The sequence below is a fragment of the Psychrobacter sp. DAB_AL62B genome, assembly GCF_028895345.1.
GTDB lineage: Bacteria > Pseudomonadota > Gammaproteobacteria > Pseudomonadales > Moraxellaceae > Psychrobacter.
Genome location: NZ_SAXC01000002.1, coordinates 450,634 through 477,461, shown reverse-complemented (window position 1 = coordinate 477,461; position 26,828 = coordinate 450,634). Strand labels below are relative to the sequence as shown.

The window sequence follows — 26,828 nt, the reverse complement described above, 5'->3', positions numbered from 1 at the left end:
TTTTTATTTATCATTTATTATTAAGGCAGGTTTATGCAACCCACCGATTCAAACACTTCTACAGCACCTGATACCACACAGCAAACTAACGAGACTCAGACCATTACTATCCCGCCTAATAAGAAAAAATCTAAGCCATCATCGAAGACACGCCGTCGTCTAAAAGATGCTGAGCCACTACCCTTTACTATTGATGGCTTATCGCATGATGGTCGCGGCGTTGCCGTATACGGTAATGGCTTTGGAGAGGCCGAAGGGCACATCACAGATAAGCATGGCAAAAAAATCTTTGTCAGCTTTGCATTACCGGGTGAAAGCGCCTTGGTCAAAATCACTAATAGTCGTACCAGCTTTGAAGAAGGCGATGCCATTAGCATCACTGCCAACCCAAATCCTGAACGCGCTGTACCGCCCTGCCCACACTTTGGGGTTTGTGGTGGTTGTAACTTACAGCATTGGCAACCGGATGCGCAGATTAATTTTAAGCAGTCTGTCCTTGCTGAAATGTTACAACACCAAGCCCACGTTCAGCCTGATCATTGGCTAACACCCATAGTCGGAGATCAACTCGGCTATCGTACCAAGGCGCGACTTGGCGTACGTTATGTTGCCAAAAAAGAAACCGCGCTGGTAGGCTTTCGTGAGCGCTCAAGTAACTTCTTGGCTGAGTTAAATGAGTGTCATATCTTAGATCCGCGTATTGGCTTTGAGATTGCAAACTTAAAAACCCTTATCAGCACCTTAGAAAGCCGTGACAAGATTGCCCAGCTTGAATTGGCTATGGGTGAGTATTTACCAGAGCTACCTGATGGTGATCAACCAGTGGCACTGATTGTGCGCAACCTAGCCCCATTATCAGAAGCTGATATAGATAAACTAAAAGGCTTCTTTGCTGCTCGCAATTGGCAGTTATATTTGCAATCAAAAGGTGTCGATAGTATCCAGCGTATTGCCTTGACGGATGCTGATGATTTAAGTGAACAATTTGGACGCTTATATTATCAATTACCCGAATATGACCTTACTTTTGAATTTATCCCGACAGATTTTACCCAAGTCAATCTGTCAGTAAATCGTCAGATGACCAAGCTTGCTTGTGATTTGTTGGATTTAAAAGCAGGTGAACGGGTACTGGATTTATTTAGCGGCTTGGGTAATTTTAGCTTACCACTTGCGCGTTTGGTTGGTGAAACTGGCTCAGTCGTTGGTGTTGAAGGTAGTGAAGCTATGACTGCTCGCGCCGCTGATAATGCGCGTCGCAATGGCATTAATAATACTGAATTTTATAGCCAAGACTTAACTCAGGACTGTACGGATAAACCTTGGGCCAATCAAGGGTTTGATGCGCTGCTTATTGATCCCCCACGTTCTGGCGCATGGGAAATCATGCAGTACCTGCCAAAGTTTAATGCAGAGCGTATTGTCTATGTTTCATGTAATCCTGCTACCCTCGCTCGTGATACCAAAGCGTTGCTAGAACAAGGCTATCGTTTGACTCATGCTGGCGTGATGGATATGTTTTGCCATACCGGTCATGTTGAGTCAATCGCTCGCTTTGAGAAAGTGTCAGCTTAGCGTCCGTTTTTTCGCGTTTATTTTTTGATACATGAAAGCGTTAAGGTGTTTTTTTAAAATAAATTAGCCATATTGTGCTTAAAGAAAATCGACGATATGCGCGTAAATAAGCCGCTATGTTATTGAGCCTGAAATTATCATTACAGAGGCTCGCTTGATTTGTCATCGCAACATGCGATAATAATAGTCAGTGCTTTCATTTTTTAATAAAAATGTAGCAAGTATACGTACTCATAATTGTACGTATTATTCATATGTTTAATTTTATAGCTGCTAAAAAAGGATTTTTTAGCGGCTGTATTGATTTATAACTGACTATTCACAAATAGCAAGCTCACCATATGCATTGTAGATGGGGTTATCGTCAATTTAGAATAGCTAAGAGGAGTGGGCTATGGTAAAAATTCGTGAAGGATTACCGCTGGTGGATGGACAGACCACGCAAGCTGACAGTGCCACCCTAGCGGCGCAACTGGTCGCGAGTCAACGCTCTCATCAGTCTGCAAACAGTTATGCCCAAATTCCCCTCGATATCAAACATCAGCTGTCCACTCATAAACTACATACTACCTTTGATCGCTCCGCACAGTATGCTTATCATAGTCATGACCCGAACCTTAAAAACGAGTATTTAGACAATAAACTTCTCAATGAATCCTCGACGCTTTCAGAAAAAGAGCTTGAAGCGATTGATTTGGACCAGATAAATATTGACGTACCTACTTGGCTAGACAATGTAGCTAAGCGTATCGGTCAAGAATCTGTACCCAACCTCAGCGTTGCCTGTGAGTTTATTCGCAGTCATATGAATACCAGTGAATCTGAGCGTTCAGGCGCTTACGTGACAGGTATTGCTATGACGGACATCTTGACTTACCTCTATCAAGATGAAGATGCCCTTGTCGCTGCTATGCTTTATCGTAGTGCGCGTAAATCAATCATTAGCCTGGCTGATATTGAAAAAAACTTCGGTGCTGATATATCAACCTTAGTCAAAGATACCTTGGCGATGGGTAAGCTGTCTGAGATTATTGAGAGCAATAAGCGCTTAGAAGATCACTTTGTTAATAACCAACGTGACCAGCTATCAAACATTTATAGCATGCTCATCTCCGTTACCAATGATGTGCGCGTGGTACTCATCAAGCTGGCTGAACGTACCTTTGCCATGCGTGAATTGACCTTTTCTAATGCAGAGCGTCAAAATCGTGTCGCACGTGAGGTTATGACGATTTATGCCCCATTATCGCACCGCTTGGGTATCGCCCAGCTTAAATGGGAGCTTGAAGACTTAGCGTTTCGCTACCTTGCGCCAGATCGCTATAAAGAAATTGCCAAGCTATTATCGGAAAAACGTAGTGAACGTGAATCCTATATTCAGCGCGTGCAAGACAAGCTCAATGAATCCTTGGCAGAAGCTAGTATTGAAGGTGAAGTTTCAGGACGCGTTAAGCACATCTACTCCATTTATCGAAAAATGAAGCTAAAAGGCTTATCGTTTGATCAGCTTTATGACATTCGCGCCTTGCGGGTATTGGTCACCAACCCTTCAGATTGCTATCATGTTTTAGGACTGGTACATGGCTTGTGGCGTTATATTCCTGAACAGTTCGATGATTATATTACCAATCCAAAGTCTAATGGTTATCGCTCATTGCATACGGCAGTGATTGCTGAAAATAAGTCGCTTGAAGTACAAATCCGTACTCATGAAATGCACTTTGAAGCCGAGCTTGGCATGTGTGCCCATGTCAATTACAAAGAAGGCCTCAAAAATAAGAAAGACAACTATCTCAATCAAAGGATCAGCTCATTACGCCAACTGCTCTCTATTAATAATGAAACGCGCAATCAGCCACGCTCGTCATTATTAACAGGCGAAGAGCTAGAAGAAATCGAGTTTGATGACGAAGAACAACTAGTTGATTTCGATGAGCTCGAACGTATTTATATCTTTAGTCGTGATGGTGATATTACTGAGCTACCAAAAGGCGCGACTGTGCTGGATTTTGCTTATTATGTGCACACGCAAGTTGGTAATCGTGCTCAAGCGGCGCGAGTCAATCAGCGCTATGTACCGCTGACCTATCAGCTCAAGACTGGTGAACAGGTTGAGATCATCACCAAAGCCTCACGTGAGCCTAACCGTGATTGGCTGGTTGCTTCACTGGGCTACATTCATACCAACCGCGCACGCTCAAAACTACGTCAGTGGTTCAATAAACAAGACCGCGATAAAAATATCGAGATTGGTCGGCACATGCTGAGCAAAGAGCTTGAGCGTTTATCGGTACATCCTAATAGCATTGATTTAAATGACTATATCCAGCATTTTCATGTCAATAATACCGATGATATCGTCGTCGGTCTAGTAACAGGTGAGATTGGACTCAACCAACTCACCAGCCATATTTCTCGTCAGTTGCATCTAGAGCCTGAGAAACCTGAAGAAGACTTTTCGCCCAGCATTAATACTAGGGATTCAGGGCAACGTGATGCCTATAAAATCCATATCGATGGCTTGGACAATATCGAGATTAATTTGGCAGGCTGTTGCCATCCCGTACATGGTGAGCCAATCGCTGGTTATATTACGTTGTCGCGCGGTGTTAGTGTGCATAATCGGGGCTGCCCCGAGTATCTACGTCTGATTGAGCGTGACCCTGAGCGCGAAATCGAAGCGGCTTGGAAAGTTAAATCAGGTCGCTATCAGCCGGTAGATATTCATGTAGAGGCGTACGATAGGCGCGGACTTTTACGCGACTTGACCCAAATTATTGATAAAGAAAACGTCAATATTCGCCAAGTTGAAACGCTGAGTAATGATGACAATATTGCCTTTTTAAAGTTTCATATTGAGGTTTCAGGGCTGGCACATTTATCAAAGCTACTTGCTAAGCTCGAACAACAGCACGGCATCTTACATGCTCGACGTGCCGTTGCTTGATGATAAAGTGATAAAAATCTTCCAAAAACACCTTCAATTAACAATAGAGTTTTCATAAAAAATACTATGCCTGAGTTGCCCGAAGTAGAAACGACAAAAACCAGCCTTGCACCGCTATTAGGTCGTAAGGTCACCAAGGTAGAAGTCTTTCAACCTAAACTGCGTTGGTCGATGCCTGATGATTTGAGCCAATTAGTTGACTACACTTTGGATAGCGTTGAGCGACGAGCAAAGTATTTAATCCTCAATTTTATACCGTTAGTTGCTGCTCATACTATTAGCCCTATCCAGACTGACACGTTCCAGACTGACATTTTAAAGCCGCGCCAACTTTTAATTCACCTTGGCATGTCAGGCAGCTTACAACAACACAGTCATGCTAGCGATAAACGCAAACACGACCATTTGATTATGACCTTTATTGGCGCTGATAACACGCAAATCCAGTTACACTATTATGATCCTAGACGCTTTGGATCCGTCTTATGGCTTGAGGATTATGGTCATAAACTATTAGATCATTTAGGTCCTGAGCCATTATCAGAAACCTTTACTGCTGACTATTTATATTATCTAATTCAGCGTACCAATAACCCCAGCCAAACATCTAATGATGCTTTAACAAATGAAACCAAAGTCAGTAAGGCAATCATCAGTAAAACCACTATCAGTAAACAACCGATCAAACGCGCTATCAAATCAGTGATTATGGAGCAACAAGTCGTGGTCGGTGTTGGCAATATTTATGCAACCGAAAGTTTATATCTTTCAGGCATTCATCCAGCAACACCTGCCCATCAGCTATCATTCAAGCAGATTACGGTACTGGTTGATCATATCAAAGTTATCTTACAAAAGGCGATAGCGCTTGGTGGTTCAACATTACGTGATTTCACAGTTGCCAGTGGACAAACAGGATATTTTCAACAGACCTTGAATGTCTACGGTAGACAAGGTGAGGCTTGCCCGCACTGTGACACAGTATTAGAAAATATTAAGCTCAATGGGCGCGCCAGTGTTTATTGCCCGCACTGTCAGCCAAGCCGTTAAATTGAAACATATTGACTAATAACACTACTTTAGAAAAAAATCTTGCGCATTTTTGTTGCTTATTAACGTACATATTGCTTTAATAGTGCCAGCACTTACATAAACAGTGCAAACCGTTTATTGATCTGTAATATATCATCTATTTATTGTTGCCGTGATATTTCTATGGGGAAATAGCAGCAGCTATTCATCATACTATTTATGAGTTTTAGGACATCATTATGACGGCTCAAGCTAAAATCAAAAGCACCGCTAAATATAAGCTACTAACGATGATTGCAAGTGCCAGCTTAGTTTTTGCAAGCATGCAGCCCGCTTTGGCAGCGATAGAAATTGATGAAACTGATTTTGGTCCTTCTTATGAGACTATGGCCGTTGATACCATTGTTGGGAAGCCATTACAACTAGTAGCAGCAGTGGCGGGTACAGCAGCTTATCTCGTTAGCCTTCCCTTCTCTCTTATCGGTGGTAATGCAGACCAAGCACAGCAGAAGTTGTTCGTTGAACCATGGAATGCAATGGGTCGCTGCTTAGGCTGTACCGTTGCTGAGGATAATTATTACAAATCACAAATTATTGACAATAACGTTGTACGTATCATTGTTGATCAACCATCAGAGATTCTTATTAATACCAACGACTATGTCATAATCACGCCTTAGACTACAATTTCTACTACCAATTTATCTGATAAATTATTGATAGTAGCTGTCTTATCAATCGATGATTTTTAAACTAATAGCTTATCAATATCTAATAAAAAAAAGGCTAACATTACGTTGGCCTTTTTGCATTTTATTATCCTATTTTAGATAAAATTGCTTTATTTGGTAAGATTGCTATTACCAAGCTTGGCACTAATCTCACGCAGCAACTGCACTTCTTCTGAAGGTTCTGCTACTTCCTCTACCACCTCATCTGCACGGCGCAATCTATTGACCATTTTTATCATCATAAAGATAATAAACGCTAAAATCAGGAAGTTAATAAGTACGGTGATAAAACTACCATAAGCCAATACCGGGACACCCGCGGCTTTAAGTGCATCATAGGTTTTAGCAACACCTTCAGGCGCATCCCCTAATATGAAAAACATATTCTTAAAGTTGATTTCGCCGCCCGCAATAAAAGCAACGATAGGCATAATGATATCCTCTACTAAAGATGTCGTGATAGTAGCGAACGCTCCACCAATAATGACACCGACAGCTAAGTCCATGACATTACCTTTTAAGGCAAATTCTTTAAATTCAGATACCATACTCATAATCTCTTTCCTCAAAAATCTTATCTACAATAAGATAAGTATATCAATGGTTAATCCGACATTGGACTTTAGGGACAATTATTGAATATTTCGTTGTTTGAAAAACCCTATCAAACTATTGTGTTTTTATTTCATGAAAAATGCAACAAAAAAAACAGCATAGAATGAGTGATGTTCTACTCATTCTATGCTGCTCATTAGATACCTTACTTAATAATAAAAAAGATATTAATTAATATTAAGGATATCTCTTAATTACCAAACAAATAAATGATTACTATCATTTATTTATCGATATTAAGCACCTTTCTTACGTCCAAAACGCTTACGCTCACTTTCAGTCAAGTAACGCTTACGCAGACGAATAGATTTTGGTGTAACTTCTACTAGCTCATCATCTTGAATGAATTCAAGCGCTTGCTCAAGAGTAAACTTGATTGCAGGCGTTAAGGTCAACGCTTCATCAGTACCACTAGCACGAACGTTGGTTAACTGCTTGGCTGTTGTTGGATTAACGGCCATATCATCGTTACGTGAGTTTAAACCAACAATCATACCTTCGTAAACTTCAAGCTGTGGCTCAGCAAACATCTTGCCACGCTTTTGTAGGTTGAATAGTGCGAAGCCTAAGCAAACACCTTTGGTCATAGAAACGAGTACGCCGTTAGAGCGAGCACCGACATCACCAATTTTTTGTGGACCATAATGCGAGAAGCTTGAAGTTAGGATACCTGTTCCTGAAGTCAACGTTAAAAACTCAGAACGGAAACCAATCAAACCACGAGCTGGCATTGTCGCTTCGATACGCATACGACCTTTACCATCAAGCTCCATGTTGGTCATCTCGCCTTTGCGTAGACCAACTTGCTCCATGATTGGACCTTGATGCTGATCTTCAACATCAAAGACTACATTCTCGTACGGCTCTTGTAGCTTACCATCAATCTCTTTAACGATAACTTCTGGACGCGATACACCAAGCTCATAGCCTTCACGGCGCATGTTTTCAATCAATACAGACAGATGTAGCTCGCCACGACCTGATACTTTAAATTTATCAGGAGATTCTGTGTCTTCTACACGCAATGCCACATTATGAATCAGTTCACGCTCAAGACGCTCACGAATGTTGCGTGAAGTGACAAATTTACCTTCACGACCAGCAAACGGAGAGTTATTAACTTGGAACGTCATAGATACTGTTGGCTCATCAACCGTTAACGCTGGCAAAGCTTCAACATGATTAGGATCACATATAGTATCCGAGATATTAAGTGCATCAACACCAGTAATACAGACAATGTCACCTGCTTGCGCATCTTCTACTTCAATACGATCAAGACCATGATAACCCATAATTTTTAAGATACGACCGTTACGCGTTTCGCCGTCTTTATCAATCACAGTTACTTGGGTGTTGGTTTTAACTTTACCGCGCTGAATACGACCAATACCGATAACGCCTACGAAGCTGTTATAATCAATACTTGATATTTGCATGCGGAAAGGAGCATCTGCATCAACCTGTGGTGGCTGTACAACATCAACGATAGTTTTAAACAATGGCGTCATATCATCAGCAAGGTTATCTGCTTCTAAACCGGCAATACCATTCAATGCTGAGGCATAAACAACTGGAAAGTCTAATTGCTCATCGGTAGCGCCTAAGTTGTCAAACAGATCAAAAATTTGATCCATTACCCAATCAGGGCGTGAGCCTGGGCGGTCAATTTTATTAATAACAACAATAGGCTTTAGACCTTGCTCGAACGCTTTCTGAGTCACAAAACGGGTCTGAGGCATTGGACCATCGACACCGTCCACAACTAGAAGTACACAGTCGACCATTGACATCACGCGCTCAACTTCGCCACCAAAGTCGGCGTGACCAGGGGTGTCCACGATATTGATACGGTATTCAGTACCATCAGTATCGTCAGTCCAACGGATGGCTGTATTTTTAGCCAAAATAGTAATACCACGTTCTTGCTCAATATCACCTGAATCCATCGCACGTTCAGCAATGTTTGCACGATCGCCAAAAGTACCAGACTGATGTAATAGCTTATCAACCAAAGTGGTTTTACCGTGGTCAACGTGGGCAATAATTGCAATGTTACGCAGGTGTTTGATATCGTTCGCCATATAAAATGCTCGTTTCGTCTTAAAAAAATGCAGTAGCAGTAAGCACCGCTGGATAAACTTTTGCCATTAACCAGATAGTCCTAATTACACTAGTATCAAACGACCATACAATAGGCATAGTGGATTAATTAATGTGTGTAAAATCAAGTATCTATGCTGATAAATCCATCGTACAGATAGCTATGCTAATGTACACTTTGTCAATCTACAAAGTGTTTGGGTAGCTAGTATAACATTATTGCATCATAGATTTATGTAATAACTCACTTTTCTCGATACATAAATAAAAAAAAGCCACCCAATGGGTGGCTTTTTTTGTAACTAATTAGTTTATAACATAACTAGTAGCTATTACTTATTGAACAACCATATCTTTAGTTTGTTCAACAGTCATGGTTTTGTCACCAGTGATGATGGCATATACACGACGGTTCATAGCGCGACCTTCTTCAGTGTTGTTATCAGCGATTGGTTGGTCATAACCATAACCAACTGTTGATAGACGGTTTGGTGCGATACCAAATTCGTTAGTCAACATAGATTTCACAGCAACGGCACGGGCTTCAGACAAACGTTGGTTATAACGTGCTGATGGACCTGTTTTAGAAGCATGACCTTCAACACGAGCGGTAGAGTTAGGATACTCACGCATCTTCTCTGCTACTTTAGCGATTTCAGGTTGGTACTGAGCTTTGATAGCTGATTTATCGTTATCAAAGAATACACGAAGTTCCATTTTCAGCTCATCAGTAATATCTACTGGTACTGGGCAACCGCGCTCATCAACAACCACGTTCATTGGAGTGCCTGGGCAAGCATCGATGCTATCAGGTACGCCATCGCCATCAGAATCAAGATCAGATTCAATAACAACGATTGGTGGAGTTTGAACGTTAGGCTCTACCATTGGTGGAACAGCTACTGTAGGTGCTAAATGGCCACCAAGTACAACTTCTAGACCGGCCAAGGCCATGCCTTCCCACCAGTTTTCGTCAAAGTTATGAATCGCACGAGCTTCACCACGTAGGCTTAAAGCGTTGTTGATACGATACATAGCACCTAAACCTAGGTTACCGATAGTATCTTTAGAACCAGTAACAAAGTTGCCAGCTGCGTCTTCAACTTCGATTTTAGATTGACCAGCACCAACTAATACATATGGCTTAAATGCGTTATCAGTGTAACCACTGAACTCTTCAAAACCGATCAAGAAGTTACCAGAAATCATTTCTTGTTCAGCATCTAAAGATATAGTACCAGCGTCGTTTACAGCATCAGTGTTTGATACACCGTATTCTACTTGGAACTGAGTAGAAGGAGTTAGCTCAATACCTAGCGCTGCACCAGTGTATAAACCATTCTCTTTATAAACCCCACCTGCGCCCATAGTTTCAGCTTGCTCATCAGAAGCGCCTTCACTGTAATGATAACCAAGTAGCAATGGGCTGATAGTAACGCCAGCGTTAGCTGCTAGTGGCGCCGCTGTGATGGCAAACAAAGCCAAAGCAATTTTATTTAATTTCATGAACTTCCTCCAAAGGATAATTTTAGTAATGCATTAAGCAAAACCGCTGCTCAAGATGGCCAAAAATAGACATCATTTACGAATTAAAATTACAAAGCAAAACCAATTAAGAAGTAGCTTAGCGATTATCAATTCAGTTTACAACTTTTTTCGTTAACCAGCTACACATTATTACACGATAATGTCATAACTAAAACACATTAGCCGGCTTAACTTACTGAGCTCTAACACACTTTACACTTTTTATCTTTTGTATGTTAGGTCGCAATAGATTATGAAACCAATCATATCTATTGATTAAGACTATTTTAATACAAATGACTTAGTTTCTCTATTGCTAAAACTCTCCATTCACGAATTGAAACATTCTTTGACAGTAGACATATATTTAGTTTATATTCATAAATGCAAACATAGTTTCACTATTTAGATAAATATTTGGTCTTTGGCACCAGTTTCCACATCATGAGTAATTCAAAACTTAGGGTGGAAAGTTAAGTATATTATAAAATCAACCAGTTATATTGAAACAAAAACTCAATTTCATCAGACAATTTTAAAGTTTTATTCTATCCATACCTTTTATACAGGTAACAATCCTCAATGATTGCATCATATAGAGTATCTTTCAATAGGTTAAAAAATCAAAAACCCTATCATGATAAGGGTTTTAATTTGGTGGAGCTGATCGTTACCGTCGCAGTCTTGTCTATATTAGCAATGATTGCTGCTCCTTCTATTATGGAGCAACTCGCTCGCATGGAAGCAAAGCGTATTGAAGGTCAAATAGAAAATACGTTGACATTAGCCAAAGCTGAAAGCTATATCAGAAGACAAGATTTACTAGTTTGTCTCTCTAACAATAGCGGGATATGCCACAGAGATAGTTATAAAAGTCTGCTATTATTTTTAGATAAAAATAATAATAAAAATTTTGATTTAGGGGTCGACGACCTGCTAGAAGAACAAGCGTTAAATCCTAAATACAGCACATTATATTTGAGAGTGGGAAACAATCGTCATTACACTAAGTTCTGGGGCGATAGCGGTAGTCCGCGCGGTCATTTTGGTCATATTAAATACTGTCCAACCTCAACCTACAATCAAACCATGTATCAAATCTCATTTAACCAAGTCGGTCGCATTACTTATAAACCCAACGAAAGCTACCCTACTGATTGTGGGCAATAAAAATGATGAGATTAGATGCTTAGATACTTTGGTGCATGGCAGACTTCATCATAATAACCGCCTGCTCTAATCCAACAAAAACGGCATCGGCAATAAGAGCATGACCAATATTCAGCTCATATATACCATCAATCTGGGCAATAGCATTGACGTTATCACGTGTGAGACCGTGGCCTGCATTGACTAGAAGTTTATCATCGATAAGTCTAGCAGTAGCCACTGCATGTTTGATTCGACTCAGTTCTGCCTTCATCCTGTCGGTATCGTCTGCTAAACCTGCCTCAGCATAGGCGCCTGTATGTAATTCAATAGCATCAGCGCCACAATTCACTGCTGCAGCAATCTGCTTATCTTCTGGATCAATAAATAAAGACACTTTGATATCTGCCGCCTGTAACTGACGGACATAATCTGTCAACCAAGTGAGCTGTCCTGCGACATCAAGACCGCCTTCTGTGGTCAACTCGGCACGCTTTTCTGGTACTAAGCATACCCAAAATGGTTTAACCTGACAGGCAATCTCTAGCATTTCAGTCGTTGCTGCCATCTCTAAATTCATTCTAGTGGTCAGTTGCCCCGCCATTTCATAAACATCTGCATCTTGAATATGACGGCGATCTTCACGCAAATGAATCGTTATCCCATCTGCACCCGCTTGTTCACATAGAAGTGCTGCTGCTAATGGACTTGGATAGCTAACGCCACGTGCTTGGCGTAAGGTCGCTACGTGGTCAACATTGACCCCTAATAACGGTTTTTTTGAGGCATTTTCTGAAGTTTGCTCTAATTTGGAGGCTGTTATGTGCGCGGCGTTAGTCATAAAAAATCCTTTTAATAATATTTAGATCATTTACTAAAAAATAGCTTATAAAGTCTTTGTCAAAACTATGATTGATAACGCTGTTGCTGCTGCCAAAGTAAACGACTTTGTAGCGGCTGATAATCAAGCAAATGATCAATCAACTGCCGATGCAAGCGCGACCAGGCGTTCAGCGTAATAGCAGATATTCCTTGCTCCAGCATCATCAATATCTCACGGCCACTGAAAACCGTATGAGTGATAGCCCTATCATTATCTTCAGTATGGACAATAGGCACTAAACCTACATCAGCTAAAAAGCGATAAGCACAGTGAGGCTCAATAGGATTCTCAAGGCTATCATGTTTTAACGTTAGCGAAAAACCTAACTCGTTAAATAAATACGTCTCAAAATGGCGCAAGCATAAACGTAATTCGTCAGCAGTTAAGGGCTGCTTAAGCTGACGTAGACTATCTTGATAATGGTGCCATAATACTGGCATAGGATCTTCAGTAGGTAATAGTCGCCACAGTATTTCATTCAAATACAGGGCAGCATACTGATGTTGGCCAGTGATACTGTCGTGATGCAACACCTCTGACATTATCGCGCTGCTATCTTTTATAGGATCACTATTTCCTATAGCGTTACTATCTTCTTGTTCTATTGGTTTCTGTACGAAGCTTAAGGAGGCGATATTAATCTGACTGAATGTCTTGAGATCACGTTTGCCAGTAGCAAAGAGCTGTAAGGGCATAAATAGTGGCGCGCCTTTTTTACCAATACCATGTATCACCCCGTGTTGCTGAGAAAATAAATAATATAAGGCGCGCTTTTCTTGATAAGGGCGCTGGTGTAATAAATAACCGATTAACGCTTCGTTACGCATTGATTATTACCTCAGCTTTAATAATAGAAATCTATTATCGACATGCTATTTTTGGTCGCTATTAATATCCCAAGCTGGTCAAGGCACGCTCATCATCCGACCAACCACGCTTAACCTTCACCCACAAAGTTAGCATGATTTTTTTATCAAACAGCTGTTCCATATCCTTACGCGCGTCCATACCGACTTGTTTGATACGTTGGCCTTTGTCACCAATAACAATCGCCTTTTGTCCGCTACGCTCAACATAGATAGTGGCATCAATAAAAGTACAAGCTTTACGTGGGCGACCCGTTTTTGGATCAGTATGCGCCGCCTCGTCTTTAAATCCGTCAATCTGTACGGTTAAATCGTACGGTACTTCATCACCAGAGCTACGCATGATTTTTTCGCGGATAATTTCACTGGCCAAAAATCGCTCTGAGCGATCGGTGATTTGCTCCGTATCATAGATAGGCTCGGCGATTGGGAGATGTGAAGCAATCACTTCTTGTAGACGACTAAGATTTTGATTTTTTAATGCAGAAACAGGTACGATATCGGCAAAGTCAAAGCTATCACTAAAGGTTTCGATAAGTGGCAGAATACTGCCTTTATCTTTTAAAGTGTCTGCTTTATTAATGACCAATACAACGGTCAGCTCCGTATTACCAAGTTTTTGTAAAACCAATAGGTCATCATCACGCCACTGGTCTGAATCAACTACGAATAACACCAAGTCAACATCGACTAAGGCAGACACGGCGGCTTTATTCATACGTTCATTAATAGCACGCACTTCATTACGATGAATACCAGGGGTGTCGACGAATACGGCTTGCATTTCATCATTAGATAAAATACCGTGAATACGATGACGAGTCGTCTGCGGTTTACGTGAGGTGATAGACAGTTTTTGACCCAATAAATGATTCATCAAGGTCGATTTACCCACATTTGGGCGACCAACAATCGCTACATAGCCGGTTTTAAAACCTTCAGCAGTACGAGCACTATTGCTTGGTGAAAAAAACTCTTCAATTGCTAAATCGTTTTCTAGGTCATTGTTTTCTATTGCGTTTTCTTCTAGCACATTATCTTCTAACGAATTGTCTTCTAGTGCATTGTTTTCTAAATTATCAGCATTTAGCTGGATATCATTCGATTCAGTATTGTTTTGGCTTGGATTCAGATCGGTGTTTTCGGTCATATTTTTAGCATTATCTTCATTATTTAATGGCAAGTCAGGGTGATTGCTCATAGGTTAATCCTGTGGAGGTTGTATCAGTCACACTGCTGTAAAATTAAATAAAATAAAACAGCAGAACTGTTATCAAGTTAAGAATATTGGGTATTTCAACACTTAGTGCTTCAAAAAATCGATTTTCAAAGCCACAAATATTTGAATAAAATAGTAGAAATTAAAGGTTATGTTTATAATCGAACTTTAAAATAGGCTTCACAAACTTTAAAATCAATTATGCGCGCTTTTTGGGCACACCTGGCAACTTATGTAGCTGATTAATCATAAGCTCTGCTGCTTTTTGCTCAGCGATACGGCGACTCTCGCCAGATTCGGTAATATCAGGACAATTGCTGATATTTACCTGACAGCGAACCACAAAAACTTGATGCGGTGCATTGCCTTGTGTTTCCATAAGCTCGTAATGCGGCAGATCAAATTGCTTAGACTGTAACCATTCTTGTAAGCGGCTCTTGGCATCTTTTAGGGCTTTTTGATCATTGACATTATCAATGAGGTCGCCGTACCAAGAGAGCACGCAAGCTCGCGTAATATTCATATCTTGGCTATCCAAATAGATAGCACCAATCAATGATTCTACAGCATCGGCCAATATAGAAGCGCGATTGCGACCGCCGCCTTTACGCTCACCCACCCCCAATATTAACTGATTAGACAGCTCTAAGTTTTGGGCAATGATGACCAAAGATTCTTGCCGTACTAAAGTGGCGCGCATACGGGTCAGACGACCTTCGTTTTGGCTAGGATAACGATGATATAGCGCCTCACCGACAATCATACCTAATAACGCATCACCCAAAAACTCTAAACGCTCGTAGTTTTTTTTGCTATCGAACGAGCGATGTGTGAGTGCCAGCTTTGGTAGGCTTAAATCATTAAACACATAACCCAATTTGCGCGTTAATATTGCTAAGCGTTGAATAAATTCTGAGCTAATAACAAGCGTGTCATCAGACAGGCTGTTTTGTTGGGGATTAGGAACCGCCTGAGGGTACTGCGAAGTTGGTTTCATGCGTGGCTTATGGTTATCCCGTTTGTATTTCATTGTTTGATTTTATTAAATGATAATATTTTTCGAAAATGTTGAATACAAAAATCAGCTTTCAGATAGCTGTTTTTAGATTACTAGTTTTTAAATAGCTGTTTTTAAATGACTATTATAAAAATATACAAAGAGCCAGTTATTCGGCTGTTGTACCATCAATATCGCCTTCGAAGCGATTAACAATATCTACATTACCGAAGAGTTTATTGGTTATGTCGTATTTCTTATGAATAGCTAACTGACCTGTTTTTTTATCCGTAAAGGTAAATACCTCTGCTGCCTTAGTATCATAATCCGCATTAATAGACAGTTGCTTGTCAACACGCTCGACGAACTGTTTGGCGGTTTCTTTATTACTATTGGATTCTTTAAGCTGAGCGTTTAAGGTTTTGCTCAGCTGATAATCGCCAATTTGTGCTGGTACAATAGCAACGATCAATTTGATAGCCACGCCTAAAGCGATGATAATAAAGACGATGCTAGTGACACTAGCGCCGCGCTGTGTAGACAAACCAGATAACTGTTGCACCATAATACCTCTCAACGGGAAAGTTGCTATATTGGTAATTTACCATGCTTATAAATTACCATGTTTTAGTCCCTATCTATCATCTAGATAGTAGTGCCTTAAATAGCCATGATATTATCACAAAACTATTATCGATAACTTAATCCGTCGAGTATTGATAATATTAATCGATAGCACCGTTACGTTTAAAGGTCGGTAAGTTAAGACCAGGCGGTTTATGCATCCAAATATAAACGGCTTTGCCCGCTAAATTATCATCAGGGACGAATCCCCAAAAACGGCCATCCGCACTACGATCGCGGTTATCACCCATCACAAAGTATTGACCTTCTGGCACCTTAATATGCCACTCATTACCTTCTGAGCTAACAACTTCGGGCGACTGTTGCTGCAAAAATGGTGCATATTGCGAGCTGTTCATGCCACTCAAATAGCGAACGATATATTCATGCTTCCCTTGGGTTTCTTTGAAATACTGCGCTTCGCCTTCTTCTTGCTGGCCCATTGCAGCGGCATTCTCTTCTGTGAGCATTTGACCTGGTGCCACTTGACCTGCCGAATACAGCTGTGATGTCAGCTCAGCATTAGCGTCAAAATCAACGGCGACAGTGTTCACAGGGACGTCGTTAATCGCAAGCGTACCTTGGTTATAACTGACGGTATCACCCGGCAGACCAATGACCCGCTTAATATAATAAATACTCGGGTTTTCTGGATAGCGAAAAACTGCCACGTCGCCATGCTCAGGCGCGCCCGTATCCAGCACTTTATTATAAGTTAATGGCAAACGCACACCATAAGCGTATTTATTGACGGCAATAAAATCGCCAGTATATAAGGTCGGTACCATAGAAGACGAAGGAATATTGAACGGCTCAATTAAGAACGAGCGTACAATAAGCACCACAGCTAACACAGGAAAAAAATCATACGCCCAGCGTACCAGCAAGCTCTCTTTACCGCGACCACGGGTTTTACGTTGTTTAAGCGTCAACTTATCTAATAGCCAAATAATACCCAAGCCGATGGTTAATGGCACTAAAATCAAATTAAAATCAAAATCCATACTTAATTGCCTATTAGCGAGCTACTTATCTGACTATTTTAATTTATAAGACTAGCGATGGTTATGCGTATATCAATCTCTTAATCTACTTGAAGTACTGCTAAGAAGGCTTCTTGTGGAATCTCCACATTACCGACTTGCTTCATGCGTTTTTTACCGGCTTTTTGCTTAGACAATAGCTTTTTCTTACGCGAGACATCACCGCCATAACATTTGGCTAAGACGTCTTTACGCATAGCTTTAACCGTACTACGTCCAATAATCTGGCTACCGATCGCCGCTTGAATCGCCACATCAAACATCTGGCGCGGGATCAGCTCTTTCATCTTCCCAACCAGCGCATTACCACGGTAGCGTGATTGGGTTTCATGCACAATCATGGCAAGCGCATCGACTTTATCACCATTAATTAATACGTCAACCTTAACCAATTTATCGACTTGATAACGCTCAAAATTATAATCAAGCGACGCAAAGCCGCGTGAGACTGATTTTAGACGGTCAAAGAAATCCATGACCACTTCACCCATCGGAATATCGAATATCAGCTGTACTTGACGACCCATAAAGCGCATGTCAACTTGCACACCACGGCGCTCGATACACAAGGTCATGACGTTACCCAAGTAATCTTGCGGTACTAAAATCTGACAGCGGGCTATTGGCTCACGAAACTCTTCGATATTATTCGGTTCAGGCAGCCGTGATGGGTTATCAACGTAAATAATCTCGCCATCTTTTTTCACAATCTCGTAAATGACCGAAGGCGCAGTGGTAATCAAATCCAAGTCATATTCACGCTCTAGACGCTCTTGAATAATCTCCATATGCAGCATACCGAGGAAGCCACAACGGAAACCAAAACCTAGTGCATCTGAAGTATCTGGCTCAAAAAATAACGACGCATCGTTAATCTGTAGCTTTTGCAGCGCTTCACGGAATTTTTCGAAATCAGTAGACTCAACAGGGAACATACCGGCATAAACTTGCGGGGTAATCTGTTTAAACCCAGGAATACGCTCAACATCAGGCGTACTGGCATGAGTAATCGTATCACCAACCGGCGCACCAGCAATGTCTTTAATACCGGCAATAATAAAGCCCACTTCACCCGCTTGTAAAATACCCGTCTCTACCGGCTTCGGGGTAAAGACACCAATTGAGCCGACTAGATGCGCATCTTTGGTAGATTTAATATAAAGTTTATCGCCTTTTTTTATCGTACCTTGGCGCACACGTACTAATGATACGACGCCCAAGTAATTATCAAACCACGAATCAATAATCAACGCTTGTAGCGGGGCGTCACGATCACCCGTTGGCGCAGGGATAAATTCAACCAACGCCTCAAGTAATTTATCAACGCCAAGACCAGATTTTGCTGAAACGCGTGGGGCATCAACGGCATCGATACCGATGATGTCTTCAATCTCTTGAATGACACGCTCAGGCTCAACTTGTGGTAAGTCAATCTTATTTAAGACTGCCATTACCTCCAAACCTTGATCAACTGCGGTATAACAGTTGGCAACCGATTGTGCTTCCACACCTTGCGCCGCATCAACGACCAATAGCGCGCCTTCACAAGCCGCTAGTGAACGCGATACTTCATAAGAAAAATCGACGTGTCCAGGCGTATCAATAAAGTTCAGCTGATAGCGCTCACCATTGGGATGGTCATAATACAGCGTCACCGATTGTGCTTTAATCGTGATACCGCGCTCACGCTCAATATCCATCGAATCGAGGACTTGCGCCTGCATCTCGCGATCTTGCAGCGCGCCACACATCTGAATAAAACGATCAGCAAGGGTCGACTTGCCATGATCAATGTGGGCAATAATAGAAAAGTTACGAATATTGGCTAATGCAGTCACAAAGCGCCTACTAAATAATGGAGGATGGAGTAATGAAAATAAATGCTGTTAGATGGAATCAATAGAATCTCCACTCATACTTAATATCAGCCAATACGCTAATACTACCGTATTAAGTTAAGAAACTATCTTATCAAATTAAAAGCCTATGGCGCTTATTACTAATTAATAGTACTTATTACTACGCGCAGGCATGTGAGAGTATTCTAGCAGTTTTCCACTGTAAAGTAAGGCGATTTTATCAGCAAGATTTTGATTAATAAATGAGTTTAATCAGACTGACTTCAAATACAGAACATTTACTAAGCTAGAACTGATAGATTCTGTGTATAGCCATTTATTATCAGCCATAAAACAGGCAAAAAAAAACCAATCATATAATGATTGGCTTTTTAAATTTGAGCAACTGCATATAAATGGTGGCGATGAAGAGACTTGAACTCTTGACCTCACGATTATGAGTCATGCGCTCTAACCAGCTGAGCTACATCGCCATTTAAGGCTCGGTATTATGCCGATATGAGTGACTTCCGTCAACCCCTAAAAAGCATTTTTTGCAAAAAACATTGAATTAAATTCAAAATAAGCGCAAATTTAAAATACCAAGCTGTACTGCCGTGTCTTTTTAAAGAAAAGATATTAAAAAGATACGTTGAACAAACTGCTAAAAAGGTTGGTAAACCGATAAGCCGGGTTCTGTCGTGGACAATCATTCCTCTAGGCGTATCATCGCTAATACGCTCAAGCAACCTACCCGCATCGAACGCGGGCCGCGCCATGCCGATGCCTATTTGGTCTTGCTACGCGTGGAGTTTACCATGCCGTGAACTGTTGCCAGCCACGCGGTGCGCTCTTACCGCACCCTTTCACCCTTACCGATGACATGAATATCTTGCGATACCCATATAAGCCAAAGGCGGTCTTCTCTCTGCTGCACTGGTCGTCAAGTTACCCTGCCCAGCCGTTAGCTGGCACGCTGCCCTATGTAGCCCGGACTTTCCTCCCCTGCATGTCTGTTGCCAGTGTGCAGCGGCGATTGCCTAGTCTACCAAGCGCGCTAGTATAGCAAAATTAATACTTATTTGGGAAAGTGTTTTTAGCTTATTTTTAGCGGTGATTTATATAAAGTCTTGAGGAAGTATATAATCTACATTATTAAAGCCATTATCCTCTTGCACAGGTAAAGACAACCAATGTGCACTTGGATAATGCTGCTGAAGATAACTTTGCAAAAATTCTATCGTACTAGCTGCTATCTGTTCATCCGTCTGAGCAGAATTATCATGAATGTGGTTGTAAATAACACTATGAACGTTTAAACCACGCGACTTTATCGCTTCCAAACTCAGCAAGGTATGATTGATACTACCCAAGCGGCCGGAAGTGACTAGAATGACCGCATAGCCTTGAGCAGCAACATAATCTAAGGTTAATAACTGCTCAGTGATTGGAACTAACAACCCGCCAGCCCCTTCTAATAACACCACGTCATACTTACTTTGCAAACGGCGTGTCGCGTTGGTAATCACTTCAGGGTCTAACACCTTATTAGCAAGTTTCGCGGATAAATGCGGTGACGCAGGCTTCTCATAACGATAAAGACAAGTGGTAAAATCAAGATCGCAAGGCTGTAGTGAAACGCCCATCAATTGGCGGTGAGTAATAATATCGTCGGCAATATCCATTTCGCCAGTATGTGGATTAACTGTCACGCCCTTTTGTACCAGCTTTTGGGTGATGACATTAATACCTTGCTGCATAAGCGCTTTAGCAATCGTCCCAGTAGCATAAGTCTTGCCAATATCGGTATCAATACCAGAGATAAATAGAACGCTCATAGCTAATCTTCTTCAGTCAAAAAATTTTGCGCTAAATAAATACTGACCACTTTTAATAACGCTTGGCAAAGGGTAATAAGTTCGTCATCTGTAATCACATAAGGCGGCATGATATAGACTAACTTACCAAACGGTCTAACCCAAATGCCATTTTCAATCAGCAAAGATTGGAAGGCCGGCATATCGACAGCGTCATATAACTCAATCACCGCTACCGCACCCAAACAACGCACTTCTTTAACACCTTCTAGCCTTGCAGCTGGGTTAAGTTGCTGTTCCATGACAGCTTGCATATTTGTGGTGCGCGCTTCGATATCATAAGACACTATCAAATCAATCGATGCACAAGCAACGGCACAAGCCAATGGATTGCCCATAAAAGTGGGGCCATGCATAAGGGCTGGATAATCACTTTGACTAATGGTATCAGCAATTTTTCGCGTACATAAAGTCGCGGCAAAGGTCATATAACCGCCAGTCAATGCTTTGCCTATCGTTATAATGTCGGGACTAATACCCGCATGCTCACAAGCGAATAATTTACCACTACGACCAAAGCCAGTGGCGATTTCATCGGCAATCAGTACTACGTCGTATTTATCACATAGCTGACGCAACAGTTGCAAATACTGAGGGCTATAAAAGCGCATACCGCCTGCGCCTTGAATAATCGGCTCAATAATAAAACCTGCCAGCTTATCGCTATTTTTAGCAAAGAACGCCGTTAATTCATCACGCTCGCTTTGGATCAGCTCACGCTCAAAACCCAATGGCGGCGCTGCTACAAAATGCTGCATCGGCAATTGATTGCCATACAAACTATGCATGCCTGCTACTGGATCGCAGACACTCATCGCATGCCAGGTATCGCCATAATAACCTGAATGAGTCGAGGTAAATTGCTGTTTAGCTGGGCGCTTGGCGGCAATTTGATATTGCAATGCCATTTTTAGTGCCACTTCTACCGCAATGCTGCCACTATCGGCATAAAAGATAGCATCAAGTCCAGCCGGAACGATTGACAGTAGTTTTTTACCCAAGTCTATCGCGGGCTGATGGGTCAAACCGCCAAACATGACATGCGCCATTTTGCCCAATTGTTCAATAATCGCAGCGTTTAGCTTAGGATGATTATAGCCATGCACGCTTGCCCACCATGACGACATGCCATCAATCAGGCGCGTGCCATCTTCAGTGACGATATAAATACCTTCAGCGTGGTCAATCATGATATTGGGATAACTGGGCGGCAAGCTGGCATAAGGATGCCAGAGATGTTGCTGGTCAAAACTGTTGGCAGATGAAAGTTTCGTAGATAATAGTGATGTTGTCATGTTTTATTTACCGGTAATACGCTTATACTTTGACATCAAATCGCTTTCGGTTTCGACATGATTAGGGTCGTGAGGGATACAATCGACGGGGCAAATGACCACGCATTGCGGCTCATCAAAGTGTCCGACACATTCGGTGCATAAATCAGGGTCAATCACATAAATATCATCGCCTTCTGAGATGGCTTCGTTTGGGCAGGCAGGCTCACACACATCACAGTTGATGCATTCATCCGTAATTAATAACGCCATAAACTGCTCCTTTTTTTTCCATAAGGCATTTGTATCTATTATTTGTATAAAAAACCACGCAATCTAACACAGCTACGCGATCTACTTACTACCGAGCTTTTGAATAAAAGCTTCAGAAACACAAGGTGGCACAAATTTAGTCACATCACCGCCAAGCTTAGCAATTTCACGAATCATAGTAGACGAGATAAAAGAGTAATTTTGCGATGGTGTTAAAAACACCGCTTCAAAGTTTTCATCGAGCTCACGGTTCATATTCGCCAATTGAAATTCATACTCAAAATCTGACATCGCACGCAAACCACGCAATACTGCTGTGGCATTTTTTTCACGCATAAAGTCAACGAGTAAGCCTTCAAAGCCAATTACTGATACTTGCGGTAAATCGGCAAATACCGTTTCGACCAAAGTAACGCGCTCTTCAAAGTTAAATAATGGCTTTTTATGATGTCCTGAGGCAACAGCAATCACCACCTCATCAAACAATTTGGTCGCACGCGTGACTAAGTCCACATGACCATTAGTAATGGGGTCAAAGGTGCCAGGATATAAAATTTTGGTATGCAATTTTGAAGAAGTAGGAAGGCTCATAGCAGGACCAATATGGTTGGTGATAACGTGGTTGGTAATAATAAGGTATATGCTAGCAAATTTTGCCCAAACTTAATACTTATCTGCTACATTTGTCCTAACAGCCGACTTACCTTTACACCGACTGCTTTGCTACAATAGTCGGTTCGACTCATCCCTCTTATTACTTAATAAAAGACAATCCATATTAAAGGGTTCGGATGAGGACTGTTAGACAAGGGCAATATATTTTGAAGTCCTTATGGAGAAATTATGTCAAAAAAATCAAAAAAACCGGAAAATCAAATATGTGCCAATAAAAAGGCTCGTCATGAGTACTTTATTGAAGAGACTTTTGAGGCAGGACTGTCGTTACAAGGCTGGGAAGTGAAAGCCATTCGCGCGGGTAAAATGACCATTACCGAAGCTTATATTATCTTTCGTAATAATGAAGCTTTCATATTTGGCGCGCATATTCAGCCGTTGCTGAGTAGCTCAACGCATGTCAGCCCTGATAGTATCCGTACGCGTAAGCTATTACTTAATCGCCGCGAAATCGAAAAGTTAATGGGTGCAGTCAATCAAAAAGGTTATGCTTGCGTGCCGTTATCCTGCTACTGGAAAAACTCGCTGGTGAAATGTCAGATTGCTTTAGCATTAGGTAAAAAGCAGCACGATAAACGCAAAACGCTTAAAGACCGTGATTGGGAACGTGATAAGCAGCGTGGCTTTAAAAATGCCGACTAAATTTATTGGTTTAATACTACTGTCTTAAATTGATTATTTTTAGCGCGATAAAAAAGGACGATTCAACCAATTGGCTGAATCGTCCTTTTTTTATTTGGTTTACTCATCGTTTGTATAAACGCTTAAGCCGCGTGAGAAGCTTTTGTCATTTTCGACTGTTTATGAGAACGGCGCGATTGACGTACACCATGAACAATCAAACAAACAATCCCAAGCCAAATTAACCCATAACTATAGATCATCGCTGACTCAAATGGATTACCTAATACAGTGATTGCCAAAATAAATAATAACGCCGGCTCTATATAGCTCATCATGCCATAGACGTTCATCGGCAGCATCTGACTGGCATCGACGTTGGTTTTCATTGCCAATACACTTAAGATACCCAAACCTATTAGCATCATGATAAAAAACCCTGAACCACCAACTAAGCTTAAGCTACTTGGCGCGACGAAAACTAAATACGCCAAGGCAAACGGTGCAAAAATAGTTAAATCGACCAATAAGCCAGTAATCGCACTGATACCTTGCAGACGACGTAAAATATAATAAATAGGATAGGTTCCGCAGACCCAAAGTGTTGCCCATGAAACGCTTTGCGTGCGCACAATCTCGCTGCCCACCCCTAATGCGGCAAAGCCCACTGCCAACCATTGCAAACGACTTAACTTTTCGCCAAATAGCACGCAACCAAATACCACCATCATCAGTGGGAATAAAAAATAACCCATTGCTGTCTGTACACCTTGACCATTTACTGGCGCCCACATAAATAGCCAAAACTGACTGAGAAATATCGGCGTTGGTAATAGTAACCAAGCCCATTGCTTAACAGAACCTAAGGTTTTTAGTTTGTCGATATGAGTGCCTAAACGCCCACTAATGATTGAATAGCCTATTAATGCCGCCCACATTGCTAGCATACGCCAGATAAATACTTGCGTGCCTGATAACGGCGCTAAAAAGCTACTGTAAGCATAAAGCACACCAAATAAAACGTTTGACAATATCGCCAGCATCACACCCATGATTAAGGTGCGTTGCTGTGCGCTACCTGCTGTCCACATCGCAGGCAGTGGCAAGCGCGAAACGGTGGTTGCTAGCGTATTCGTGAGTACAGTAGATAGGACTGAGGTTGACATAAAAAGCACCGTAAATAGTAGACCTTAAACAAACCAACTATTGATGGTTGTGCTTGTTGGTCAGCTTTGATTGATACGGTGTATTTTAATGTAGTGCTATGAAATATAATTTCTATATAATCTTTATTACGAATATAATTATCCTTTTTTATCTTAAATCTTAGATATTTTCTCATAAATTTATTTATAGTGATAATAACGATAGATAAATATTTTACGCCATACTATTTAGGAAAAAACACTGTGAGCCAGCTTTTAGATGATACTGATAAAGCGATTTTAAACTTGCTACAAGCGGATGCGACATTGCCATTGAAAGCTGTGGCAGAAAAAGTACATATCTCTATCGCTACTGCCCAGCGCCGCATTCAAGCGTTAACTGACCACGGTGTAATCACCAAGCAAGTCGCTATCGTTGATCCAAATAAGGTTGGATATGGGCTAACAGCGGTGGTGATGATAGAGATGTTGCGCTCTAATAACTCAATGCAGCATCGATTTGAGCGCTTGATGCATGATCAACCGCGAGTCATGAGCTGCTATGAAGTATCGGGTGATGCGGATTTTATGTTGATGGTCAATGCCAAGAATATGAATGATTATCATGAATTTACACGCAATCTGCTGACGTACGAGAATAATGTGCGCAGCTTTAAAAGCCAGTTTGTGATGAACTTTACCAAGAGTGGCACCAAGATTTTACTGGATTAAGTTTTTCTGTAGGATATAGCTTTTATTAAATATAGTCAGTTCTAAATAGAAAATAGACATTTATATTAACTTGCCTATATTGCTTTAAATAATCGATATTAGTAATGAATAACTGCTAATATTAATAATAAGTAAATATAGTCAATTCAATTTAAAAATACGGACAAGGATGCCCTCTTATGATTAAAAGTACCGCTCATATTAATATAGAAAAACCTATTCATTCACTTCTAAAACGTATCAATCCAAAAACCGTAATATCAGGCGCTTTGTTTGCCGCCTTGCTAGCCAGCTCAGGCTGTGCCACCAGCTCATTATTAGAAAATAACAATCAGGTCAGCAGCACGCCTAGCAATAATGTCTTATCCGAAGATCAAATCGTCGCTTTTGGTCGTCCTGCACAAGCATTACCAAAAATGCCAAACGCTACGATGGTGATCGTCGGTGAAAAAAACAGCTATGTGCTGACTCAAGGGGGAACGGAGATGGTGAATTTATTGACCAATCTAACCCCAAAAAATATCCAAGTCGATAATGAGATGAAGTTTTATGTACCCAACAATGATGGTTATTTTCAAGGAGAAATGAAGCTTTCTTACGCCAAACTAAAGGATGAGTTTAAGCGTTCTGACTATCAGTTCTTTTTACAAAATAACGGTAAAGAATGCACGTCAGCCAGTGATCAGCGCATCAATGCTCAGCGCTTTTGTTTTAGCGTTCCTGTGAAAGGCGCCATCTACCCACAAGTGAGTAACTTAAGCTTAATTCAATCAAATTATCGCGCCTTAAGCAAACCTTATATGGTGAGCTTTTACACCCAAACCCAGCAGACTCAAGTCTCGCGTAATGGACCCAATAGCGCTCAAAAACTGGTCTTACTACCCTTTGCGCTAGCCTTTGACGTGATTACTTTCCCTTTCCAGCTACTAGAGCAATAAATTTACTCTATTAAAGACTGCTTAAAATAAGGAGTTTTCTAATTTTTTAGAAGCCTCCTTACTGGTATATTATCTTACGCTATCAATAACTTATCGCCAATCGTTTATCATCGTTTATGACATAGTGAGTGCAATTCATGTTAA

At 41.2% G+C, this 26,828-nt stretch carries 23 protein-coding genes, 1 tRNA gene and 1 other RNA gene; 8 read left to right on the top strand and 17 right to left on the bottom strand.

The features are described from left to right. Nucleotides 1-33 precede the first annotated feature (33 nt). The 4 genes from rlmD (at nucleotide 34) to EPB74_RS04925 (ending at nucleotide 6,234) form a co-directional block, all read left to right on the top strand. On the top strand, nucleotides 34-1,575 hold the full coding sequence (rlmD, locus tag EPB74_RS04940) for a 23S rRNA (uracil(1939)-C(5))-methyltransferase RlmD (RefSeq protein ID WP_274903095.1): 1,542 nt from the start codon (nucleotides 34-36) through the stop codon (nucleotides 1,573-1,575). A gap of 394 nt (nucleotides 1,576-1,969) precedes the next feature. Further along, a complete protein-coding gene (locus tag EPB74_RS04935) occupies nucleotides 1,970-4,522 on the top strand; it encodes a RelA/SpoT family protein (RefSeq protein ID WP_274903094.1) in 2,553 nt (850 codons plus the stop codon). Between the two features lie 66 nt (nucleotides 4,523-4,588). Further along, a complete protein-coding gene (gene mutM, locus EPB74_RS04930; protein ID WP_274903093.1) occupies nucleotides 4,589-5,572 on the top strand; it encodes a bifunctional DNA-formamidopyrimidine glycosylase/DNA-(apurinic or apyrimidinic site) lyase in 984 nt (327 codons plus the stop codon). Between the two features lie 221 nt (nucleotides 5,573-5,793). After that, entirely contained in the window at nucleotides 5,794-6,234 is a 441-nt protein-coding gene (locus tag EPB74_RS04925) for a hypothetical protein (protein WP_274903092.1), read from the top strand. Nucleotides 6,235-6,395: 161 nt separating this feature from the next. Here the strand turns inward: EPB74_RS04925 and mscL are convergent, their stop codons facing one another. From mscL to EPB74_RS04910, 3 genes are all read right to left on the bottom strand, one after another. Then, nucleotides 6,396-6,839: a large conductance mechanosensitive channel protein MscL gene (gene mscL, locus EPB74_RS04920; protein ID WP_274903091.1), complete on the bottom strand. Its 444-nt coding sequence runs from the start codon at nucleotides 6,837-6,839 to the stop codon at nucleotides 6,396-6,398. 297 nt (nucleotides 6,840-7,136) lie between these two features. Further along, nucleotides 7,137-8,984: a translational GTPase TypA gene (gene typA, locus EPB74_RS04915; RefSeq protein ID WP_274903090.1), complete on the bottom strand. Its 1,848-nt coding sequence runs from the start codon at nucleotides 8,982-8,984 to the stop codon at nucleotides 7,137-7,139. Between the two features lie 355 nt (nucleotides 8,985-9,339). Further along, nucleotides 9,340-10,509 carry an OmpA family protein gene (locus EPB74_RS04910; protein WP_089555139.1) on the bottom strand — a complete coding sequence of 390 codons (1,170 nt, stop codon included), beginning with the start codon at nucleotides 10,507-10,509 and terminating at the stop codon, nucleotides 9,340-9,342. 603 nt (nucleotides 10,510-11,112) lie between these two features. Between EPB74_RS04910 and EPB74_RS04905 the strand changes: the two genes are divergently transcribed. Further along, the gene (locus EPB74_RS04905; RefSeq protein ID WP_446740018.1) at nucleotides 11,113-11,700 is read left to right on the top strand and encodes a pilus assembly FimT family protein; all 588 of its coding nucleotides are present in this window, start codon (nucleotides 11,113-11,115) and stop codon (nucleotides 11,698-11,700) included. Between the two features lie 19 nt (nucleotides 11,701-11,719). Here the strand turns inward: EPB74_RS04905 and EPB74_RS04900 are convergent, their stop codons facing one another. The 13 genes from EPB74_RS04900 to coaD form a co-directional block, all read right to left on the bottom strand. Then, nucleotides 11,720-12,520 (bottom strand): pyridoxine 5'-phosphate synthase, encoded by an 801-nt coding sequence (locus tag EPB74_RS04900; protein ID WP_274903088.1) that lies wholly within the window; start codon nucleotides 12,518-12,520, stop codon nucleotides 11,720-11,722. A 65-nt stretch (nucleotides 12,521-12,585) separates the two neighbouring features. Continuing rightward, nucleotides 12,586-13,389: a DNA repair protein RecO gene (gene recO, locus EPB74_RS04895; RefSeq protein WP_274903086.1), complete on the bottom strand. Its 804-nt coding sequence runs from the start codon at nucleotides 13,387-13,389 to the stop codon at nucleotides 12,586-12,588. A gap of 61 nt (nucleotides 13,390-13,450) precedes the next feature. Next, a complete protein-coding gene (era, locus tag EPB74_RS04890; RefSeq protein ID WP_274903084.1) occupies nucleotides 13,451-14,629 on the bottom strand; it encodes a GTPase Era in 1,179 nt (392 codons plus the stop codon). A 217-nt stretch (nucleotides 14,630-14,846) separates the two neighbouring features. Continuing rightward, nucleotides 14,847-15,644, bottom strand: a complete 798-nt coding sequence (rnc, locus tag EPB74_RS04885; RefSeq protein ID WP_079690866.1) for a ribonuclease III — start codon at nucleotides 15,642-15,644, stop codon at nucleotides 14,847-14,849. 169 nt (nucleotides 15,645-15,813) lie between these two features. Then, a complete protein-coding gene (locus EPB74_RS04880) occupies nucleotides 15,814-16,209 on the bottom strand; it encodes a DUF4845 domain-containing protein (protein ID WP_274903083.1) in 396 nt (131 codons plus the stop codon). A 160-nt stretch (nucleotides 16,210-16,369) separates the two neighbouring features. Further along, a complete protein-coding gene (gene lepB, locus EPB74_RS04875; RefSeq protein ID WP_274903082.1) occupies nucleotides 16,370-17,272 on the bottom strand; it encodes a signal peptidase I in 903 nt (300 codons plus the stop codon). A gap of 80 nt (nucleotides 17,273-17,352) precedes the next feature. Then, complete coding sequence (gene lepA / locus EPB74_RS04870; RefSeq protein WP_274903081.1) at nucleotides 17,353-19,149, bottom strand: translation elongation factor 4; 1,797 nt, start codon at nucleotides 19,147-19,149, stop codon at nucleotides 17,353-17,355. 417 nt (nucleotides 19,150-19,566) lie between these two features. Next, nucleotides 19,567-19,643, bottom strand: a tRNA-Met gene (locus EPB74_RS04865). A 175-nt stretch (nucleotides 19,644-19,818) separates the two neighbouring features. Further along, an RNA gene (rnpB, locus tag EPB74_RS04860) (RNase P RNA component class A) lies at nucleotides 19,819-20,201 on the bottom strand. Nucleotides 20,202-20,267: 66 nt separating this feature from the next. Further along, nucleotides 20,268-20,987 (bottom strand): dethiobiotin synthase, encoded by a 720-nt coding sequence (gene bioD / locus EPB74_RS04855; protein WP_274903079.1) that lies wholly within the window; start codon nucleotides 20,985-20,987, stop codon nucleotides 20,268-20,270. Nucleotides 20,988-20,989: 2 nt separating this feature from the next. After that, nucleotides 20,990-22,321, bottom strand: coding sequence for an adenosylmethionine--8-amino-7-oxononanoate transaminase (bioA, locus tag EPB74_RS04850; protein WP_274903078.1), 1,332 nt, complete (start codon nucleotides 22,319-22,321; stop codon nucleotides 20,990-20,992). A 3-nt stretch (nucleotides 22,322-22,324) separates the two neighbouring features. Then, nucleotides 22,325-22,573, bottom strand: coding sequence for a YfhL family 4Fe-4S dicluster ferredoxin (locus tag EPB74_RS04845; protein ID WP_011279634.1), 249 nt, complete (start codon nucleotides 22,571-22,573; stop codon nucleotides 22,325-22,327). Between the two features lie 81 nt (nucleotides 22,574-22,654). Further along, nucleotides 22,655-23,164 (bottom strand): pantetheine-phosphate adenylyltransferase, encoded by a 510-nt coding sequence (coaD, locus tag EPB74_RS04840; protein WP_079690860.1) that lies wholly within the window; start codon nucleotides 23,162-23,164, stop codon nucleotides 22,655-22,657. Between the two features lie 252 nt (nucleotides 23,165-23,416). Between coaD and smpB the strand changes: the two genes are divergently transcribed. After that, complete coding sequence (smpB, locus tag EPB74_RS04835; protein WP_079690859.1) at nucleotides 23,417-23,890, top strand: SsrA-binding protein SmpB; 474 nt, start codon at nucleotides 23,417-23,419, stop codon at nucleotides 23,888-23,890. Nucleotides 23,891-24,012: 122 nt separating this feature from the next. Here the strand turns inward: smpB and rarD are convergent, their stop codons facing one another. After that, nucleotides 24,013-25,035 carry an EamA family transporter RarD gene (gene rarD, locus EPB74_RS04830; protein WP_274903075.1) on the bottom strand — a complete coding sequence of 341 codons (1,023 nt, stop codon included), beginning with the start codon at nucleotides 25,033-25,035 and terminating at the stop codon, nucleotides 24,013-24,015. Between the two features lie 243 nt (nucleotides 25,036-25,278). Between rarD and EPB74_RS04825 the strand changes: the two genes are divergently transcribed. Both EPB74_RS04825 and EPB74_RS04820 read left to right on the top strand, forming a co-directional pair. Further along, entirely contained in the window at nucleotides 25,279-25,746 is a 468-nt protein-coding gene (locus tag EPB74_RS04825) for an Lrp/AsnC family transcriptional regulator (protein ID WP_274903074.1), read from the top strand. A 179-nt stretch (nucleotides 25,747-25,925) separates the two neighbouring features. Beyond that, nucleotides 25,926-26,684: a hypothetical protein gene (locus EPB74_RS04820; RefSeq protein WP_079690856.1), complete on the top strand. Its 759-nt coding sequence runs from the start codon at nucleotides 25,926-25,928 to the stop codon at nucleotides 26,682-26,684. The last annotated feature ends 144 nt before the right edge of the window (nucleotides 26,685-26,828 follow it).

Excerpts from the sequence above, each read along its gene's own strand:
- smpB (WP_079690859.1), top strand. The coding sequence starts at position 23,417 with ATGTCAAAAAAATCAAAAAAACCGGAAAATCAAATATGTGCCAATAAA.
- EPB74_RS04845 (WP_011279634.1), bottom strand. The coding sequence starts at position 22,573 with ATGGCGTTATTAATTACGGATGAATGCATCAACTGTGATGTGTGTGAG.
- bioA (WP_274903078.1), bottom strand. The coding sequence starts at position 22,321 with ATGACAACATCACTATTATCTACGAAACTTTCATCTGCCAACAGTTTT.
- mscL (WP_274903091.1), bottom strand. The coding sequence starts at position 6,839 with ATGAGTATGGTATCTGAATTTAAAGAATTTGCCTTAAAAGGTAATGTC.
- EPB74_RS04900 (WP_274903088.1), bottom strand. The coding sequence starts at position 12,520 with ATGACTAACGCCGCGCACATAACAGCCTCCAAATTAGAGCAAACTTCA.
- rarD (WP_274903075.1), bottom strand. The coding sequence starts at position 25,035 with ATGTCAACCTCAGTCCTATCTACTGTACTCACGAATACGCTAGCAACC.
- recO (WP_274903086.1), bottom strand. The coding sequence starts at position 13,389 with ATGCGTAACGAAGCGTTAATCGGTTATTTATTACACCAGCGCCCTTAT.
- EPB74_RS04925 (WP_274903092.1), top strand. The coding sequence starts at position 5,794 with ATGACGGCTCAAGCTAAAATCAAAAGCACCGCTAAATATAAGCTACTA.
- EPB74_RS04820 (WP_079690856.1), top strand. The coding sequence starts at position 25,926 with ATGATTAAAAGTACCGCTCATATTAATATAGAAAAACCTATTCATTCA.
- EPB74_RS04880 (WP_274903083.1), bottom strand. The coding sequence starts at position 16,209 with ATGGTGCAACAGTTATCTGGTTTGTCTACACAGCGCGGCGCTAGTGTC.
- EPB74_RS04910 (WP_089555139.1), bottom strand. The coding sequence starts at position 10,509 with ATGAAATTAAATAAAATTGCTTTGGCTTTGTTTGCCATCACAGCGGCG.
- coaD (WP_079690860.1), bottom strand. The coding sequence starts at position 23,164 with ATGAGCCTTCCTACTTCTTCAAAATTGCATACCAAAATTTTATATCCT.
- EPB74_RS04905 (WP_446740018.1), top strand. The coding sequence starts at position 11,113 with ATGATTGCATCATATAGAGTATCTTTCAATAGGTTAAAAAATCAAAAA.
- rlmD (WP_274903095.1), top strand. The coding sequence starts at position 34 with ATGCAACCCACCGATTCAAACACTTCTACAGCACCTGATACCACACAG.
- rnc (WP_079690866.1), bottom strand. The coding sequence starts at position 15,644 with ATGAAACCAACTTCGCAGTACCCTCAGGCGGTTCCTAATCCCCAACAA.
- mutM (WP_274903093.1), top strand. The coding sequence starts at position 4,589 with ATGCCTGAGTTGCCCGAAGTAGAAACGACAAAAACCAGCCTTGCACCG.
- typA (WP_274903090.1), bottom strand. The coding sequence starts at position 8,984 with ATGGCGAACGATATCAAACACCTGCGTAACATTGCAATTATTGCCCAC.
- bioD (WP_274903079.1), bottom strand. The coding sequence starts at position 20,987 with ATGAGCGTTCTATTTATCTCTGGTATTGATACCGATATTGGCAAGACT.
- lepB (WP_274903082.1), bottom strand. The coding sequence starts at position 17,272 with ATGGATTTTGATTTTAATTTGATTTTAGTGCCATTAACCATCGGCTTG.
- era (WP_274903084.1), bottom strand. The coding sequence starts at position 14,629 with ATGAGCAATCACCCTGACTTGCCATTAAATAATGAAGATAATGCTAAA.
- EPB74_RS04935 (WP_274903094.1), top strand. The coding sequence starts at position 1,970 with ATGGTAAAAATTCGTGAAGGATTACCGCTGGTGGATGGACAGACCACG.